Raw genomic sequence first — 18,447 nt, forward strand, 5'->3', positions numbered from 1 at the left:
CGTAAAATGAAAGATAAACTGAAAAATATATTCAAAAAAGAAAATGACCCGTTATCTTCCGATGAGAAACTGAAGCTAATTGAATCCTCTTCCAAATTGGTTGGACCGGGTGTTTTTTATTCGACAATAATAGTAATTGCTTCATTTTTACCCGTATTCCTGCTTACGGGAATGGAGGGTAAATTGTTTAGTCCATTGGCTTGGACAAAATCTTTTATACTAATTGTGGATGCGTTTTTTGCGATTACACTTACTCCTGTGCTGATTAGTTTTTTACTTAAAGGCAAACTTCGTACAGAAAATAAAAATCCGATAAACAGAAAATTGGAAAGCATTTATACTCCAATTTTGACGCTTTGTTTAAAATGGAGAAAAACAGTTTTGGCAGTCAATATTGTGGCGCTGTTAATTGGTGTGTTAATGTTTACAAGACTTGGTTCTGAATTTATGCCTCCGCTCGACGAAGGTTCTGTTTTATTTATGCCTGTAACATTGCCCGATGTGTCCAATTCTGAAGTGAAACGAATTTTACAGGTTCAGGACCGATTGATAAAATCAATTCCCGAAGTGGCTCACGTTTTAGGAAAAGCAGGAAGAGCCAATACAGCAACGGACAACAGCCCCATAAGTATGATTGAAACAATTATTTTGCTGAAGCCCCACAACGAATGGAGAGAAGGCAAAACAAAAGCGGATATTATAAATGATATAAACAATAAACTGCAAATACCGGGAGTAACTAATGGATTTACACAGCCTATTATCAATCGTATCAATATGCTTTCGACAGGTATCAGAACCGATGTGGGAATAAAAATCTACGGGGAAAATTTAGACACCATTAATGCTTTATCACAAAAAATAAAAATGGCATTGGATGGAACTTCGGGAGTAAAAGACTTGTACGCTGAACCTATTACGGGCGGAAAATACATTGATATTGAACCCAAAAGAGAAGTTATTGGCAGATACGGACTAAGCATCGATGATATTAACAATGTAGTGGAAGCTTCAATTGGAGGTATGAAACTCACCACAACCATCGAGGGAAGACAGCGTTTTTCGGTAAACGCACGATATGCACAAGAATATCGAAGTAGTATTGAAGCCTTGAAAAAGCTACAAGTACAAACAATGGATTTTGGCCCAATTCCTTTGGAAACGGTTGCCGATGTAAAAATAAGCGATGGCCCGCCAATGATAAACAGCGAAAATGCAATGCTTCGTGGAAGTGTATTGTTTAATGTTCGTGACCGTGATTTAGGAAGTACCGTCAAAGAAGCACAGAAAAAACTGAATGAAATGATAACCAAAATGCCCAAAGGGTATTATGTGGAATGGAGCGGTCAATGGGAAAACCAAATCAGAGCCAACAAAACATTGGGTTTAATTCTGCCAATTGTTGTCGTGATTATTTTCCTCATTCTCTATTTCACTTATCATTCTATGAAAGAGGCTTTGATTACAATGATAACGGTTCCGTTTGCATTAATCGGGGGAGTTTTTATGGTGTATTTCTATGGGATTAATTTATCGGTGGCTGTAGCAGTCGGTTTTATTGCTTTGTTTGGTTTGGCTGTCGAAACAGCTATGTTAATCACTATATATTTGAATGAAGCGATGAACAAAATGGTCGAAAAACACGGTAACAGCAAAGAAACCCTAACAGAAGAAATAGTGAGAGAGTATATTATTGATGGTTCTGCCAAACGATTACGTCCAAAACTGATGACAGTTTCTGTTTCATTATTTGGATTAATCCCCATTCTTTGGGCAACGGGAACAGGAGCAGATGTGATGCTCCCAATCACTGTTCCGCTCATAGGAGGAACAATTACTTCAACAATTTATGTATTATTAGTAACCCCGGTTGTTTTTGAGATGGTGAAACTTCACGAGTTAAGAACAAAAGGAAAAATTAGTCTCATAGATGCAAAACATTAAATTTTATATCGCCCTGAGTTGTTTGGTTTTAAGCTTTACAAATACTAAAGCCCAAACACTTACTTTGGATAATGTCTTGAGTACCATCAAGACAAATAATCCCCAACTGAAAATGTACGATGCCGATATTCAGAGTATGGATGCTTCGGCCAAAGGAGCCAGAAGTTGGATGCCACCGCAAGTGGAAACGGGTTTCTTTATGACTCCGTACAATTCCAATCTATGGAAAGCCGACGAAATGGGGCCAGGAATGGGGAGTTATATGTTGGGAGTAACTCAAATGATTCCGAATGCTTCTAAGCTAAATGCCAATGAAAATTTGATGAAAGCAATGTCATCAGTCGAAAGTGAAAATAAAAACTTCACGCTCAATCAATTAAATGCATTGGCCAAAACCTATTATTATGAATGGATTATCATTAAGAAAAAAATAAAAATTGCCCAAGACAATCTTTTGCTTTTAGATTATATGATTAAGAGTATGGAAATACGCTATCAATATAATATGGACAAATTGCCGTCCTATTACAAAGCGAAATCGCAATATGCCACTTTGCAAAGTATGATTGTGATGTTGGAAAATGATGTATCACAGCGAAAATATATGCTCAATACATTAATGGCTCGTAATAAAAACGAGGATTTAGAAATTGATTCCAATTACGAGATTAAAGATTTCAATCTCTTCGAAACCGATTTGTCTCCCTACATCAACAACCGTAGTGATATCAAAGCCATTGATAAAACCAAAGAAATCAACAACCTGAAAATAGAGGTTGAAAAAGTGGCAACCAGACCTGAATTTGGTGTAAAATACGACCATATGTTCGCTTTTGGCAATCAGCCACAACAATTTTCATTGATGGGAATGGTCACTATTCCAATGCCTTATTCAACCAAAATGAACAAAGCCAATATGGAAAGTTATCGCATCAAAAACGAAAGTTTGGATTGGCAAAAACAGATGATTGCGAACGAAGCAAGCGGTATGATAAAAGGAATGAATGCTGAGTTTTTGAACCTGAAAAAGCAATACCAAATTACGCAAGAAAATATTATTCCGGCTTTGAAACGAAATTATGATACAGCTATTTTAGCTTGGCAAAATAACACCGGAGATTTATTTGTGGCATTAGAAGCTTGGGAAGCTATGAATATGACTCAAATTGATGCTTTAGACAAATTAAAGTCGATTTTAGCTACACAAGTAGAAATAGAAAAACAACTTGAAATCGAAAAATTATGAACAGATATTTAAAATTTGCAATACTATTTTTGGTCGTAGTTTTTATTGGAATTGCAATCTATTTCTTTGCAACAAAATCAGGAAAACATTCTGAAATGGAACATCAAAATGAGGTTTACACTTGCTCGATGCACCCTGAAGTTATCAAAGACAAACCGGGCAGTTGTCCTATTTGCGGAATGACTTTAGTAAAAAAAGTAACCGAAGACCATTCTGAAAAAAATGACTCTATCAACGATCTTTTGAAACCTACTGATAGTTTTGTTGTGGGAAATTATCAAACCACAACGGTAAAAGACACAGTTATAAATAGCGAAATCAGTTTACCCGGAATAGTGAGTTACGATCCGAATTCATCTGTAAATATTTCAGCGAGAATAAGTGGTAGAATTGAAAAAATGTACGTCAACTATAAGTACCAAAAAGTAACCAAAGGACAAAAAATATTTGAAATATACAGCCCTGAATTATTGAACGAACAGCAAAATTTTATCTATTTGATTTCCAATGACAGTCAAAACACATCGATTATTAATTCCGCCAAGCAAAAATTATTACTTTATGGAATGTCCAATAATCAAGTTAACACATTGGCTTCCGCTAAAAAAGTGAATCCTGTAATCGTTATTTACAGTCCCGCTAACGGAATCATCACGGGAACCGAAAAGATGACTAGTTCTAGTGTTTCTCCTATGTCCAATACAAGTAGCAACACAGAAACTTTGGATATCAAACAGGGAAACTATATTAAAAAAGGGGAAGTTGTTTTCAAGTTAGCGAATACCGATAAAGTTTGGGGTATTTTCAATGTTTTGCAAGGTTACAATAGCCTTATTAAAATCAATCAGTCTATTGATATTTCTTCTGAATTGGATGAAAAGAATAGTATTTATTCAAAAATAAATTTTGTGGAAACACAGTTGAATCCAACTGATAAAACCAATAGGATTCGGGTGCATTTGAATAATTCAACTATAAAATTGCCCATTGGAACAAGATTACAGGGTGTTGTGCAATTAAATTCCACAAAGGGAATTTGGTTGCAAAAACAAACTTTGGTTAGTTTGGGCAACAAAAAAGTTGTTTTTATAAAATTGGACAATGGCTTCAAAGCAACAGCAATACAAACGGGTATTGAAATTGATGATTTTGTTCAAATTATTGGAGGCGTTTCTGTGGGAGATACAATTGCTAAAAACGCACAATATTTAATTGACAGCGAAAGCTTCATTAAAACCGAATAAAGATGAAGACATTAAAAATAATAACTTTACTATCAATACTACTTATGGTAATGATAGCTTGCAATTCGAAAAACAAGGAAGATCATAGTGGACATAAAATGACTGATGAAACAACTTTCTACACTTGCTCGATGGATCCTCAGATAAAAGAAGACAAACCAGGCAAATGTCCCATTTGTCATATGCATTTAACTCCCGTAAAACTCGATAAAACTAACTCAAATGAAATAAGTTTAAGCAAACAGCAAATCCGATTGGGTAATATTAGTCTTCAGTCTATTACAACATCCCAAAGTAGTGTAAACCAAAATTACACGGGTACTTTAGCTATAAATCAGGATAAAATCAATTCCGTTTCATCAAGAGCGATGGGGCGAATTGAAAAATTATTTTTCAAAACAGTTGGAGATTATGTTGCCAAAAACCAAGCGGTTTATCAATTATACAGTGAAGATATCGCCATAGCCAAACAGGATTATTTCACGGCATTCAAGCAACTGTCAATGCCAGGAGATTTTGGGAAAAACGCAAAAAACATGCTAGCCAGCGCGAAGCAAAAACTTCTTTTTTATGGTCTTACCAATGCCCAAATTGAAAACATTAAAACCAATAAAGAGGTTTCACCAAATACCATATTTTACAGTTCTCATAGCGGAACAATTTCTGAAATTGTAGCTACAGAAGGAAGTTATGTAATGGAAGGTTCGGGAATAATAAAAATCGCTGATTTAAACAGCCTTTGGTTAGAAACACAAGTAAACGTAAACTATGCCAAAAACCTTAAAATAGGTCAAAAAGCCAATGTTACTTTTAGTGATTTCCCAGATAAAACAATAAATACCCAAGTTGCCTTTATCAATCCTGAAATAAATCCAGATACCCGATTGCTGTTAATTCGAATGGAAATTCCAAATCAGGGTTTACAGTTAAAACCGGGAATGCAGGCGGTTGTAAAATTGACACAATCAAATGCTAAAGGACTTTTTATCCCGATTGATGCAGTTATTCGAGAAGAAAACGCTTCCTATATTTGGGTTGAAAAAAGACCGGGAATATTTGAAAATGTTATGGTAGAAACAGGAATAGAAACCAATGGAATGATTGAAATCAAATCCGATTTGGATCCGTCAAAAAAAGTAGTGATTACAGGTGCTTATGCCATAAACAGTGAATATAAATTCCGAAAAGGAAGTGACCCAATGGAGGGGATGAAAATGTAAAAATACTCATTGGGCATCGAAAATAATCAAGCTCTTAAAAAAGAGTAAAATGGTTGGGGAGAATTACATAAATCAAAAAAATAATAGTATAACAATTTACAAAACAGTAAACTATATATTTATATAACAGAAAGTAATCTGTAAATTAAAATCCGATAAAATGAAAAAAATAATCTTTTCAGCCATAGTAATGGTATTTGTATTGGTTTCCTGTAACCAAAAAAACAAAGAAGCTTCAACGGATCATTCTAATATGATGAGCAACGATAGTACAATGATGGATAATGACAGTATAACGATAAACGACAAAAACAGTACAATGAAAAATCATGAAAAAATGTATGCATGCCCAATGCACCCGGAAGTGCAAGGAAAACTGAATGACAAATGTTCAAAATGTGGGATGAAATTAACAGAACTTGTTCCTGAGAAAAAAGAAGAAAACAAATAACACCTAATTTGGGGAAGAAACTATAATTAACCTTGTTATGAACTTAGCAGGGTTAGTTTATATTAATTAAACCTGTTTACTATGAAAATTTATATCAAAAATATGGTATGCGGCCGTTGTAAAATGGTAGTAAAGTCTGTATTTGAAAGTATGGGAATTAATCCTTTTTCAGTTGAGTTAGGGGAAGTTGAATTGAAAAGTGATATTAACGAAAATCAAAAAAGCGAATTGTTAAAAAAACTTCGTGCAATTGGCTTTGATTTAATTGACAATAAGAAAAGTAAAACAATCGATAAGATTAAAACATTGATTATTGATTTGGTTCAAAATAAAAACAATGATTTGAAAAGTAACTTATCCAGTTATATTTCACAAGAACTCCATCAAGACTATAACACCTTGAGTAATCTGTTTTCGGAAGTTGAAAATACTACTATAGAGAAGTATTTCATCAATCAGAAAATTGAGAAAGTAAAAGAATTGATTATTTATGATGAATTATCTTTAAGCCAAATTGCCTACTCTTTAAATTATAGTACTGTTTCGCATTTGAGTAATCAATTCAAAAAAGTAACTGGCTTTTCGCCAACTTACTTCAAGAACATAAAAACCATTAAAAGAAAGCAAATAGAAGATTTGTAAATCTTGCATATCATACCCAAAATTGTGCAAATGCAAAAAACAATTATGATAGAAATTTGTATTAAAATAATATAGAAGATGATACATACTTACAGCATTACCGGTATGACTTGCGATGGTTGTCGCTCTAAAGTCGAAAAAGCATTGAATACTATTGAAGGAGTTGAGGCAAAAGTTGCATTAAATCCACCCATCGCAACTATAACTATGGAAAAACATATTCCAACAACACAGTTACAAGAAGCATTGACAGCAGTTGGGAAATACACCATAGAAATGAATAATGGCAAGATCCTAGTACAGGCACCAGCTAATGAAACTACAGCAAAATCCTGCTGCTCTACGCATTCTCATGAGCATAAAAAAGAAACTGTTATACCAAGCAATGCTCAGGGAAAATACTACTGTCCAATGCATTGTGAAGGCGAAAAACTATATGACAAAGCAGGCGACTGTCCTGTATGTGGAATGGATTTAGTAAAAGCACCCGATTTAACAGTTAATAAAGCCTTATATACTTGTCCGATGCATCCTGAAGTAATTAGTGAAATACCAGGTTCGTGTCCTATTTGCGGAATGGATTTGGTACCGATGGAACCTAGTGATAGTGAAGACCAAAAAACTTATAAAAATTTAGTCAAGAAAATGAAAGTGGCAGTAATTTTTACCGTTCCTGTTTTTGCTATCGCAATGATAGAAATGATGCCAAACAACCCATTACTTAAAATAATGGATGCTACAAAATGGAATTGGGTACAATTTATTCTGACACTTCCTGTTGTTTTTTATGCGTGTTGGATGTTCTTTGTTCGTGCCTTCAAATCTATTATTACTTGGAATTTGAATATGTTTACCCTTATCGGTATAGGAACTGGAGTTGCTTTTTTATTTAGTTTGGTCGGCATGTTTTTCCCAGACATTTTTCCTAGTGAATTTAAAACAGAACATGGGGCAGTATTACTGTACTTCGAGGCTACAACAGTTATTCTGACTTTAGTTTTATTGGGGCAACTACTCGAAGCCAGAGCACACAGCCAAACCAGCGGAGCTATTAAAGCATTACTTAAATTGGCACCAACTGAGGCTACTTTAGTAGCAGATGGAGGTGACAAAGTAATTTCTATTCATGATATCAAAAAAGGTGATTTACTGAGAGTAAAACCCGGAGATAAAATTCCAGTTGACGGAAAAATTACCGATGGAGAAAGTAGTATTGATGAAGCTATGATTACTGGCGAACCAATACCCGTTGACAAAAAGAAAGATGATAATGTTATTGCCGGAACCATAAACGGTAACAAGTCCTTTGTAATGATTGCCGAAAAAGTAGGTTCAGAAACTTTGCTTTCCCAAATAGTGCAGATGGTAAATGATGCCAGTCGTTCAAGAGCACCAATTCAAAAATTAGCCGACAGTATCGCTAAATATTTTGTGCCAGTAGTGGTGATTATCTCCGCAATAACATTTTTCGTTTGGGCAAAATTTGGCCCAGAACCAGCATTGGTTTATGGATTCATTAATGCAATTGCGGTATTAATTATTGCTTGTCCTTGTGCATTAGGATTAGCTACGCCAATGTCGGTAATGGTTGGTGTTGGTAAAGGTGCGCAATCTGGTGTACTTATAAAAAATGCTGAAGCTTTAGAAAACATGAATAAAGTTAATGTGTTAATTACTGACAAAACAGGAACAATAACCGAGGGGAAACCTTCTGTTGAGAAGATATTTTCTTCAAATAATGAAGAAAATAATTTGCTTAAAAACATAGCTTCATTAAACCAATACAGCGAACATCCATTAGCACAAGCTGTAGTCAATTATGCTAAATCAAAAACAGTTTCATTAATCGAGGTAAAAGATTTTGAAGCCATTGCAGGCAAAGGAGTTATTGGAACTGTTGACGCTAAAAAAGTAGTATTAGGAAATAAAAAACTAATGGAACAAGTCAAAGCAATCGTTTCAGATGATTTAGAAAATAAAATTATTGCTGAACAAAAATTAGGTAAAACGGTTTCATACATAGCTGTTGATGGTATTGCTGTTGGTTTTGTATCAATTTTCGATGCCATTAAAGAATCAAGTGCAGTAGCCATTAAAGAGTTAATGCGTCAGGGTGTTGAAGTAGTAATGCTTACTGGAGACAATGAAAACACAGCTAAATCGGTTGCTGATGAATTGGGGTTGACGTCATATAAAGCAGGATGCTTACCCGAAGACAAACTCAAAGAAATTAAAAAATTGCAAGCAGAAGGCAAAATTGTGGCGATGGCAGGCGATGGTATAAATGATGCTCCAGCATTGGCACAAGCAAATATTGGAATTGCAATGGGAACAGGAACAGACGTAGCTATAGAAAGTGCTAAAATAACTCTAGTAAAAGGCGATTTGCTAGGTATCGTAAAAGCCAAGAATTTGAGCCACGCTGTAATGCGAAACATCAAACAAAACTTATTTTTTGCTTTCTTCTATAATGTTTTAGGAGTTCCAATTGCAGCGGGAGTTTTGTATCCATTTTTTGGAGTTTTATTATCGCCAATGATTGCAGCTTTAGCAATGAGTTTTAGCTCGGTTTCTGTAATTGTAAATGCTTTGCGATTAAGAAGTTTGAAATTATAAAAAGCATTAGAAATAATTTATAGCTGTATAAAAAATGAACAACCTTACTCAAATAATCCAACAATACAAAGTTGATACCGAAAGTGTTTACAACACTTGGTTTGTAGATAACGACCAACGATTAAAAGCATTTAGGACTATTCGGCGAGGTGTTTTACAAGTTATTGAGGATATTAAAAACAAATCGTTTCCAAATGATTTTAAAGGCAGTAGTTTAGAATTTGTATTAAGTTGTATAGCAGAACAAAAACAAGTCTTTGTTGGCGTAGCACATCCTTTTTATTGGAAACCAAAATTAAGAATTCCAGATATTTACGAAAACCAAAACAATAAAATTGCTTTTGGTCAATTTCTCGAAAACTGCATTAATGCCAAAACGGAAGAACAAGTAGTAAAAGAAATTGTAAAATTGGATGAATTAAAAATAAAAGGTCTTGGCCCGGCTGTTGCAAGTATTTTATATTTTTTGCATCCAACTTGGTTTCCTCCATTCAATACGGCCATTCTTAATGGATTTAATTTTATATACAAAGACAAAAAGAAATTAGGCAGTTGGACAGAATATTTAAAAATAAGAGAAACTTTAATCGAAACTAACAGTAAACATAAATCTGAATTATCAAATGATTTAGGAGCCATTGCGGGATTATGTTTTGAAATTGGAACACAAAAAATGCTTATTGGGAACGATGAATATTTAAGCGAAGAAGAACGCAATAAATTTGAAAAGAACATCTTAAAACGCCAAAAAGAAATCCAAGAAGAAAAGTTAGCAGAAAATCTTCATAACGAAATGCAATATCATTTATTAAAAATTGGAGTTTCATTGGGTTTTGATGTAACACCAGCGAGTAATGATAAGAGCAAATCGTTTGGTGGACAAAGTTTTTCATTTATATCAATAAATAAATTTCCAGAACTTCACACAGATAAAGACACACAAAATACCATAAAACTAATCGATGTTTTATGGTTTCAAAAAGGAAGTAACAAAATTATTGGAGCATTTGAAGTCGAAAAAAGCACTAGTATCTATTCGGGAATATTACGTTTATCCGATTTGTATTTTAGTATTTCTAATGGAGAAGAAGTCTTTTATATTATTATTCCAGACAGTCGGGAGAAAGATGTTATTCAACAACTCAACCGACCAGTTATAAAAAACTCAAAAATGAACATCAAATACATACTGTTTTCAGAATTAAGGGCGAATTGTGATGCGATTTGCAAGTTTGGAACTGACCATTCTATTATGGAAAAAATCGCAAAATCAATTTAAAAAATAACTATGAAAAATAAAACACATTGGGAAAACGTGTACGATACGAAACTGCCTAACGAAGTAAGTTGGACTCAAGAAAAACCTGAAACTTCTTTGCAATTAATTGCAAATTGCAAATTACCCAAAACAGCCAAAATTATAGATATCGGAGGAGGAGACAGTAACTTGGTAGATTATCTTTTAGAACAAGGTTTTGAGAATATTACAGTTTTGGATATTTCTGAAAAAGCTATTGAAAAAGCCAAATTCCGATTAGGTAAATTATCCGAAAAAGTGAAATGGATTGTTTCCGATATTACAGAATTTCAACCCGAAGAAACGTATGATATTTGGCACGACAGAGCAACCTTTCATTTTCTCACTGAAAAGGAACAAATTGAAAAGTATAAAACACTTGTTCAAAACTATGCAAGTAATTATTTAATAATGGCTACTTTCTCTAATAATGGACCATTAAAATGCAGTGGATTAGAAATTAAACAATATACCATTCGAGATTTAGTTGGTTTATTTTCGGATAAATTTAAAATTATTGACAGCTTTTATCAAGACCATCAAACACCATTCAATACAGTGCAAAATTTTGTGTTTTGTATTTTTAAAAGAATTTAAAAAATCAAATAATGAAATTAAAATTATCAATTATACTATTATTTCTTGTGTTGAGTGCATCAGCCCAAAAAATCGTTCGCTACGATTTATATGTTCGAGATACAATTGTAAACTTTACAGGCAAACCAAAAAGAGCCATTGCCGTAAACGGACAAATACCAATGCCTACTTTAACATTTACTGAAGGCGACATTGCAGAAATTTATGTGCATAATGAGTTAAATGAAGATACTTCTTTACATTGGCACGGCTTATTTTTACCCAACAAAGAAGATGGTGTACCGAATTTGACACAAATGCCAATAAAACCTCATACTACACATTTGTATAAATTTCCAATAATACAACACGGCACACATTGGTATCACAGTCACACAGGATTACAAGAACAAATCGGAATGTATGGAAATTTTGTAATGCTCAAAATAACGACTGACCCAACTTTTAGAAATGGAATTGATGATTTACCAACCGTTCCAATTGTTTTGAGCGAATGGACGGATATTAAACCGGAAAACGTACACCGGATGTTGCATAACGCAAACGATTATCCAGCAATAAAAAAAGGAACAACCCAAAGTTACACAGAAGCTATAAAGCAAGGGTATTTTGGTGTAAAAGTAAAAAACGAGTGGAAGCGGATGAATGCAATGGATGTAAGCGATGTATTTTATGATAAAATCCTCATGAATGGTAAGCAAAGTACGGACGTTAAAAGTATTGATGGCAAACCTTTAAAAGGAGGTGATAAAGTTCGTTTGAGAATTTCCAACGGTGGGGCATCTTCCTATTTTTGGCTTACCTATGCAGGAGGTAAAATTACCGTTGTTGCAAACGATGGTAACGATGTCGAACCAGTAGAAGTCGATAGATTAATTGTTGGAGTTTCTGAAACTTACGATGTAGTTGTGACTATTCCTGCGGATAAAACGGCTTACGAATTTTTGGCTACCACCGAAGATAGATTATATTCAGCCTCTTATTTTATTGGCGATGGTATCAAACAACTTATAGAGCCTCTTCCTAAGCTTAAATATTTTGAAGGGATGAAAATGATGAACGGAATGATGAAAATGAACGGCGACCTTGACGATATGGGAATGCAAATGAGTCTCAATCAAATGGATATGAACGTGGTGATGTACCCGGAAATTACAGGTGAACAAAAAAAGAAAGCCGATAAAAAAATGGTGGATATGAAAATGACCGAAGCCGATTATAACAGTAATGCTCTTTCGGATATTACAACCTTAAATTATGCAATGCTGAAATCGCCAACTAAAACTACACTCCCAAAAGATGCTCCAGTAAAAGAGTTAAAATTTGAACTCACAGGAAATATGAACCGCTATGTTTGGAGTTTAGATAACAAAGTTGTCTCAGAAGCTGATAAAATTTTAATTAAAGAAGGTGAAAATGTCCGCATTACAATTTATAATAATTCGATGATGCGACACCCAATGCACTTACACGGGCACGATTTCAGATTATTGAATGGTCAAGGCGATTATGCACCATTAAAAAACATTGTGGACATTATGCCAATGGAAACCGATACCTTGGAATTTAATGCAAATGTAAAAGGTGATTGGTTTTTTCATTGTCATATCTTGTACCATATGATGAGCGGAATGGGCAGAGTTTTCAGTTATGAAAACCAAGCACCAAATCCCGAAATCCCAAACCCAAAACTTGCACAACGTAAATTGTTTGCAGACGACAGGAAATTTCATTTTATGGCAGAAAATGATTTTGCAACAAATGGTAACGATGGAGAAGCAATGTACCAAAGTACTCGTTGGAGCATTGGAACAGAATGGAGATTAGGATATAATGATATGCACGGTTACGAAACCGAAACCCATATTGGAAGATACATTGGCAAAATGCAATGGTTGATGCCGTTTGTTGGTTTTGATTGGCGTTACAGAGTAATGCCTGATGGTGAAGTTGAAAAAAATATGTTCGGACAAACAAATACAAAGGATAATCGGCATTTTTTAAGTGTTGGTGTAAATTATACTTTACCATTGTTAATTGTAGCACAAGCAGAAATATTTACGGGAGGTTATTTTAGAATACAATTTGAACGAAAAGATATTCCTATTTCAAAACGATTAAGAATGAATTTAATGTGGAATACGGATTATGAATATATGGCAGGTTTACGATATATTCTAGGAAAAAATATGGGACTGACAACACACTATGATAGCGACATGGGTTGGGGTATTGGAGTAAGTTTGAATTATTAATTCAATTAAGCATATAGAGCTTCTTAGTTTCTAGGATAATCAAATTGAAACTAGGATAACACGCCCAAATGGCGTCAAAATCTCGAAAATCTTATAATTTTCAGTTTTTTGTTTTGCGAATTGCTTGAATGGATATCTTTTTTTATTATCTCTTTTTAATCAGGTATTCTAAATCAGGATCATTTTTAATACGCTCCAATTCAGTTTCAATAATCTGAACAATATCCTGTTTTATCTGGCGGTAATTGGCCTCTATTTCCTGTTTCATATTGTCTTCTCCATTCTTCGTTACAAATGATAAAATCTCTGGTATCTTTTGATATGCTTTGGTTTCAGCAGCTACTTTTTCATTGTCGACAAGAATTTCAGCATGGAATATTTTCTGCTCGATACGTTCGTCAAAATTATCCGAAACTGCTCCCACAAAGATACCTTGTGTCAATGTAGATATTTTAGATGCAGGAATGAGGCTGTCCAATTGAGTAGAAATTGATGTCGAGGTATCATTACGGTTGATTGATAAACTTTGTCTTTTCTGCAATACTTTTCCAAAACGCTCCGAAAGGTTTTTGGCAGTTTCACCAACTACTTGACCACTGAAAATATTACCTACAGTATTCTGAATTACCTTGCTTTCTTTGTCGCCATAATCACGGGTTAATTGCGAAAAATCCTGAAAGCCGAGACATACTGCAACCTTATTGCTTCTTGCTGTTGCAATCAGATTATCCAGTCCTCTAAAGTAGATTGTGGGCAGCTCATCTATAATAACCGAACTCTTTAATTGTCCTTTTTTATTAATGAGTTTTACAATACGTGAATTGTACAATCCCAGCGCAGCAGAGTAAATATTTTGTCGATCTGGATTGTTTCCTACGCATAAAATTTTAGGTTCTTTAGGGTTGTTTATGTCTAGTGAAAAATCATCTCCAGTCATAACCCAATACAATTGTGGACTAATCATTCTTGATAAAGGGATTTTTGCTGATGCAATCTGTCCCTGCAATTGGTCTTGTGCTCCGCCTTGCCACGCGTCCATAAAGGGTGATAGATAGTTTTCCAGATCAGAATAGGAAGTTAGAATAGTGAATACGTCCGAATACTTTTTATTTAGTAATTCAATGGCGTGAGGAAACGTACAGTATTTGCCGTTTTCATAGATTTTCAGATACCAAATGATGGCAGCCAATAAAATAATTGGAGATTCTACAAAGAAATCTCCCTGTTTCTGTATCCAGCTTCTGTTAAGATTCAGCATAATAGTGTAAGCGGATTCATAAGCATCGGATATGTCTGTCATAAAATCAGGATTTATGGGGTTGCAACGGTGGCTTTTTCTTGGGTCGTCAAAGTTGATGATGTAGAATTTCGGTTTTACCTTGTATTTATTTGCATGTTTTAGCAAATGGTTATAGGCAATTGTAGAAAGGTCGTCGAATTTAAAATCATAGATATAGATTGAAAAACCTTTTTCAATATGCTGTTTGATATAGTTATTTACAACAGCATAGGATTTGCCTGAACCGGGTGTACCTAATACAATGGTTGCCCTAAAAGGGTTTACAATATTAATCCATCCATTATGCTGTTTTTTATTGTACCAGAACTTAGTCGGCAGATTCACGGAATACTCGTTTTCCATTAGTTTGGTTTCCTGCATAAAACTTTCGTTCTCATTATTGAATACATCGTCCATTAGGTTGGTACGGAGCAGCCGGCTAATCCAAACTCCTGTTACCATCAGCGAGATATAACCCAAACCTGTGGTAAGGATATAAAGAAATGTAGCGATGTTTAATGGCAGTTTTAATAAAGGTGTGTTCAGAAAAAACAGCACAAACCCAATTCCCAACGTCACATATATTTTAGACCATGTTATTTTTTCATTCTTGACACCTTTTGTTCCCAAACAACTCAAAGCCAGCAAGAGCAAAGCAAATATTTTGGTATAAAGCGTATGGGAAAACAGGCTCACCGTTCGATCAAAGTTTCTCAATATTTTATTGACTACCTCCAGTGTCCAGCTTCTTTCTAAAAAGAACCCATAACAGAACCAGTAAAAGTGCATCAGCACAATCAGTATACTTACCGCTCTCATAAATGCCATAATCTTGGCTAAACCTCTTAAATCGTCTTCTCCCTGCATTTTTCAAATATTAAATGTTCGGTCGTTAATTTAAAGGATGTGCAGAGTGGCTATAAAAAAGTGGCAGACATTAGCGGTGCGTGACAGTGTTTGGCGTTAATTGGTTCCAATCAAGTTCAGATTTTATAACGATTTTTTTATTAAATTTAAACTCTTGATTTTTTTGACTTACTCATCAATTTGATAATCAATATTAAAGGAAATAATATGAATTGGAATAATCCTGACGCTGATCCTGGAGAAAGTGAAGAGGACTATGAAGCCCGGAAAAGAGAAGAAAGTGAGGCTGCTACAGGGCTAATGTTTATGGTCGTTGAGGGTTTTATTTTTGTCTTAAAAATAACTGCTATTTTCGGTATGTTTTTTTATGTCGGATTTTTACTGTCTCAAAAGTTCTGGGGAGAGGAAACCGACAAATTTAAAATTTGGAGTTTCTCCTTATTATTTACCTACCTTATTTTCTGCATTATTTATTTCTTTAAAGGAACTATCATTGGCTTGCAGGCAAAGAAGAGGAAATTATGGATATTACCGTGGGTAATCTGTGTGTTAATATGCTGTATTATTCCCGCATTTATAGTAAAATCATTCGTTGCTGGTATGTTCAATCTAACAGAACGACAAGGTTTATTGTGTATTGGATTGAGTTGGGGAGCATTTATACTTTTTTCATTATATGTTTATGGTATTTATCAGTTCAAGACGCCAACTGTTCCGAAGATTTTGTACTGGAGCTATGCTTTGGGATTGAAAGTGTCTTTATAATCATGAGTTCAAAATAAACAACAAAACCTACTGACCTCTTTTACGTTTTCTCTTCTTTTTCATCTTATTGGCAAAATCCTGTTCTTCGTAATCTTCTCCCTTTGCTTCGGGAAGTAAGCCACTAAATGTTTCGATCAAACTGTCCTTGTGCTTATCAGTATCAAGGAAGTCGAACAAATGATGTGGTTGTTCTACAGGAAGATCTGTATCATTTGGTTTTGATATTTTAGATTGTAGTTCAACTGGCTTTTTAATGTCGGGTTTGATATTATGGTTCCAATAATCATTAAAGGTATTGGCAGAAAGTTCTTTGCCCAAACGTGAACCGTTCCAAATTGCTTTAGAATTATGGTCTATAAAAGTTATTCCGTAAATACGTCCTGTGTCATTTCTTCGTACCACTACGTTAATGCCCTGTTCGCCTAATCGCTTTTTAAAAGCCTGCTCATCACTTGTTGATTGCAGGGCAATGGTAACAGTAGCTTTAATGGTTGGCTTTGTCGGGTGGTCTTTCAAAGCCTCTTTGCTTTTTGCAAAATGTAATTCCAAAGTCGGTAGCCCTGCATTCTTTCCGAATAAGGAAGCCTTGAACGGATGTCCAGCTCTTTCTCCTTTTTCATTTAAAGGAATGTACAATAAGCCTTGGCGAATTTTCCCCTGCAATTCTCCCTCTACTTTTTCAATAGTAATATTAAAAAGGGAAAGCAGTGCATTGTATTCTCCCAGTGTCTGGAACTTATAATACTTAGTTAGGTGACGGACAACCGAAGCAATCTGGCTTTTTATATCTCCTATTTGGTAATTCACAGGATGGAAAATATTATCATTTTGCTTGTGCTCTTTCTCTGTAGCTGATAGAAGTCCGTATTTACTTTCGAGTTCACGACATACATTCATAGATCGTCTTTTTTCGAACTTATCCGAAATCTTTTTGCCTTCTTCATCCACACAAACTGATACAATATGAATATGGGTGCGATCAATATCCGTATGCTTGAATACTACAAAAGGTTGTTCCCCATAACCCATTTCCTGCATATACTCCTGAGCTATTAGTTTGAACTTTTCATCACTTACATTATCCTTTGGGTCAGGATTAAGAGAAATATGCAAAGTTTGCTTTTCGGTATTACGGTTGGCAATCAGATAAGGTTCAAAAGAGCGAACCAACTGAGCAACGGAATACTGTCCATTAGGTGTTTCTATTATTCTGTTAGTAAATAGAATTTGCCCGTTTTCTTTTTCCACTTTGAGTTGATTGTATGCCAATGCACCATATAAATTGCTTCCTCTTCCGATTTTTGCTATCATTTCAGTACTATTTTTTCAAATGTTTGGCTTCAAATTCTTCTGTGAGCTGGATTATTTTTTGACATAACACTGCCATTTCAGCCGTTTGCTTTTCCAATTTGTAGAGATAAGCTGCCGCTTTTTTCTCTGAAAAATTGCGATAAAGTAGTTTTACAATTTGATTGTAATTCACGCCAATAGAGCGGAACTGGTTGTGAAAAGAGGTTAGCCTCATATAAAAATCCAACACAGCTTTGTCTATTTTAACCGTTTTAATTTCCCTTCCAAACAATACGAAAATGATAAATTTTGCTTTATTGGTCATTCCCGATGCTTCAAAAAGAGATAATAATTTGATATTTTCTTCGTCCGTAAGACGAAAAACGTGGCGGTGAATACTCGGATCGTTCTTCGGAGTTCGTCCGCCTTTATTCTGTTTTTTATTACTGTTTTCGTTCATCACTAATCCATTTTTAACTTCAACAAAAATCCTGACTTCGGAAGGGTTTTCAGCTCCCGGCAGGGCAAGTTGTTTTGAGGCACGAACGGAGTTTGGAGTGCCTCAAAACACAACTTGCCGTGTTCTGGCGAACACAAAAATCCGCCCTGCGGGACGGATTAAATAAAGCAGGGAAAAACGGCTTCGGGTCGTTCACTTTATAATCTGATCTATCGAAGTGCTCTTGCATAAATCCATTAATAAAAATCATTTTACAAAGTAAACTTCTCTTAAG

General features: G+C 34.7%; 14 protein-coding genes. 11 read left to right on the forward strand and 3 right to left on the reverse strand.

The annotated features are described in order from the left end of the window. Positions 1 to 6 precede the first annotated feature (6 nt). From C8C85_RS18675 to C8C85_RS16540, 10 genes are all read left to right on the forward strand, one after another. Positions 7 to 1,944: an efflux RND transporter permease subunit gene (locus C8C85_RS18675; protein ID WP_024981693.1), complete on the forward strand. Its 1,938-nt coding sequence runs from the start codon at positions 7 to 9 to the stop codon at positions 1,942 to 1,944. Beyond that, on the forward strand, positions 1,931 to 3,190 hold the full coding sequence (locus C8C85_RS16500) for a TolC family protein (RefSeq protein WP_111410171.1): 1,260 nt from the start codon (positions 1,931 to 1,933) through the stop codon (positions 3,188 to 3,190). The genes C8C85_RS18675 and C8C85_RS16500 overlap by 14 nt, the downstream gene beginning before the upstream one ends. Further along, positions 3,187 to 4,434, forward strand: coding sequence for an efflux RND transporter periplasmic adaptor subunit (locus tag C8C85_RS16505; protein ID WP_111410172.1), 1,248 nt, complete (start codon positions 3,187 to 3,189; stop codon positions 4,432 to 4,434). The genes C8C85_RS16500 and C8C85_RS16505 overlap by 4 nt, the downstream gene beginning before the upstream one ends. A 2-nt stretch (positions 4,435 to 4,436) precedes the next feature. Continuing rightward, positions 4,437 to 5,654, forward strand: a complete 1,218-nt coding sequence (locus C8C85_RS16510) for an efflux RND transporter periplasmic adaptor subunit (RefSeq protein WP_111410173.1) — start codon at positions 4,437 to 4,439, stop codon at positions 5,652 to 5,654. A 160-nt stretch (positions 5,655 to 5,814) separates the two neighbouring features. After that, entirely contained in the window at positions 5,815 to 6,105 is a 291-nt protein-coding gene (locus tag C8C85_RS16515; protein WP_111410174.1) for a heavy metal-binding domain-containing protein, read from the forward strand. Positions 6,106 to 6,186: 81 nt separating this feature from the next. Further along, a complete protein-coding gene (locus tag C8C85_RS16520) occupies positions 6,187 to 6,747 on the forward strand; it encodes a helix-turn-helix domain-containing protein (RefSeq protein WP_100844404.1) in 561 nt (186 codons plus the stop codon). 78 nt (positions 6,748 to 6,825) lie between these two features. Next, positions 6,826 to 9,363 (forward strand): heavy metal translocating P-type ATPase, encoded by a 2,538-nt coding sequence (locus C8C85_RS16525; RefSeq protein WP_111410175.1) that lies wholly within the window; start codon positions 6,826 to 6,828, stop codon positions 9,361 to 9,363. Positions 9,364 to 9,397: 34 nt separating this feature from the next. Continuing rightward, positions 9,398 to 10,642 carry a hypothetical protein gene (locus tag C8C85_RS16530; protein WP_111410176.1) on the forward strand — a complete coding sequence of 415 codons (1,245 nt, stop codon included), beginning with the start codon at positions 9,398 to 9,400 and terminating at the stop codon, positions 10,640 to 10,642. Between the two features lie 9 nt (positions 10,643 to 10,651). Then, a complete protein-coding gene (locus C8C85_RS16535) occupies positions 10,652 to 11,257 on the forward strand; it encodes a class I SAM-dependent methyltransferase (RefSeq protein WP_111410177.1) in 606 nt (201 codons plus the stop codon). Between the two features lie 11 nt (positions 11,258 to 11,268). Beyond that, positions 11,269 to 13,512, forward strand: coding sequence for a multicopper oxidase domain-containing protein (locus tag C8C85_RS16540; protein WP_111410178.1), 2,244 nt, complete (start codon positions 11,269 to 11,271; stop codon positions 13,510 to 13,512). Positions 13,513 to 13,657: 145 nt separating this feature from the next. On the opposite strand, the gene mobC is transcribed toward C8C85_RS16540, so the two are convergent. After that, positions 13,658 to 15,658 carry a conjugal transfer protein MobC gene (gene mobC, locus C8C85_RS16545; RefSeq protein ID WP_111410179.1) on the reverse strand — a complete coding sequence of 667 codons (2,001 nt, stop codon included), beginning with the start codon at positions 15,656 to 15,658 and terminating at the stop codon, positions 13,658 to 13,660. Between the two features lie 207 nt (positions 15,659 to 15,865). On the opposite strand from mobC, the gene C8C85_RS16550 reads away from it, so the two are divergent. Then, entirely contained in the window at positions 15,866 to 16,423 is a 558-nt protein-coding gene (locus C8C85_RS16550; protein ID WP_111410180.1) for a hypothetical protein, read from the forward strand. 27 nt (positions 16,424 to 16,450) lie between these two features. Here C8C85_RS16550 and mobB read toward each other — a convergent pair whose 3' ends face one another. Both mobB and mobA read right to left on the reverse strand, forming a co-directional pair. Beyond that, a complete protein-coding gene (gene mobB, locus C8C85_RS16555) occupies positions 16,451 to 17,734 on the reverse strand; it encodes a conjugal transfer protein MobB (protein ID WP_111410181.1) in 1,284 nt (427 codons plus the stop codon). Positions 17,735 to 17,741: 7 nt separating this feature from the next. Beyond that, entirely contained in the window at positions 17,742 to 18,173 is a 432-nt protein-coding gene (gene mobA, locus C8C85_RS16560) for a conjugal transfer protein MobA (RefSeq protein ID WP_100844412.1), read from the reverse strand. Between the last annotated feature and the right edge of the window lie 274 nt (positions 18,174 to 18,447).

The organism is Flavobacterium sp. 103, from assembly GCF_003096795.1.
Lineage (GTDB): Bacteria > Bacteroidota > Bacteroidia > Flavobacteriales > Flavobacteriaceae > Flavobacterium.